Below are 1,244 nucleotides of genomic sequence, written 5' to 3' on the forward strand. Positions count from 1 at the left end.
TCGGGTCGACGAGGGTGGAGGTGTCGCCGAGTTCGCGTCCTTCGGCGATGTCGCGTAGGAGGCGGCGCATGATTTTGCCGCTGCGGGTTTTGGGGAGTTCGGGGACGATGTGGATTTCGCGGGGTTTGGCGATGGGGCTGATTTCGTGGGCGACTTGGGTTTTGAGGTCGTCGATGAGGGTGGGGGTGGGTTGGGTGTGTGCGGTGAGGATGACGAAGGCGACGATGCCTTGGCCGGTGGTGGGGTCGGTGGCGCCGACGACGGCGGCTTCGGCGATGGTGTGGTGTGCGACGAGGGCGGATTCGACTTCGGCGGTGGAGATTCGGTGGCCGGAGATGTTCATGACGTCGTCGACGCGGCCGAGGATCCAGAGGTCGGCGTCGGTGTCGAGTTTGGCGCCGTCGCCGGCGAAGTACCAGCCTTGTTCGGCGAAGCGTTGCCAGTAGGTTTCGTGGAAGCGTTGTGGGTCGCCCCAGATGCCGCGCAGCATGGATGGCCAGGGTTGGTCGAGTACGAGGTAGCCGTTGGCTTCGGTTTCTCCGTGTCCGACGGGTTTGCCTTCTTCGTCGACGACTCGTGCGGAGATGCCGGGTAGGGGGGTCATGGCGGCGCCGGGTTTGGCGGCGGTGACGCCGGGCAGGGGGGAGATCATGATGGCGCCGGTTTCGGTTTGCCACCAGGTGTCGACGATGGGGGTGCGGCCGGCGCCGATGACTTCGCGGTACCAGCGCCATGCTTCGGGGTTGATGGGTTCACCGACCGAGCCGAGCAACCGCAACGACGACAGATCATGGGCGTCGGGAATCTGCCTGCCCCATTTCATGAAGGTGCGGATGAGGGTGGGGGCGGTGTAGTAGATGGTGACGCCGTATTTTTCGATGATGTCGAAGTGGCGGTGTTCGGTGGGGGAGTTGGGGGTGCCTTCGTAGATGATTTGGGTGGTGCGGTTGGTGAGGGGGCCGTAGACGATGTAGCTGTGTCCGGTGATCCAGCCGATGTCGGCGGTGCACCAGTAGGTGTCGTGGCCGGGTTTGTGGTCGAAGACGGTGTGGTGGGTGTAGGCGGTTTGGGTGAGGTAGCCGCCGGTGGTGTGCAGGATGCCTTTGGGTTTTCCGGTGGTGCCGGAGGTGTAGAGGATGAACAGGGGGTGTTCGGCGTCGAAGGGTTGGGCGTGGTGGTGGGGGGAGGCGGTGGTGACGGTGTCATGCCACCACAGGTCGCGGCCGTGGGTCCAGGGGGTGGGG

The 1,244-nt window shown here is 64.7% G+C and carries 1 protein-coding gene; it reads right to left on the bottom strand.

Annotation, left to right across the window (positions count from 1 at the left end):
- Positions 1-1,244 (bottom strand): acetate--CoA ligase (locus NG1_RS34825; RefSeq protein ID WP_157114425.1); only part of this gene is annotated, 1,244 nt, incomplete at both ends.

It is taken from the genome of Nocardia gamkensis NBRC 108242 (assembly GCF_001612985.1).
GTDB classification, from domain to species: Bacteria; Actinomycetota; Actinomycetes; order Mycobacteriales; family Mycobacteriaceae; genus Nocardia; species Nocardia gamkensis.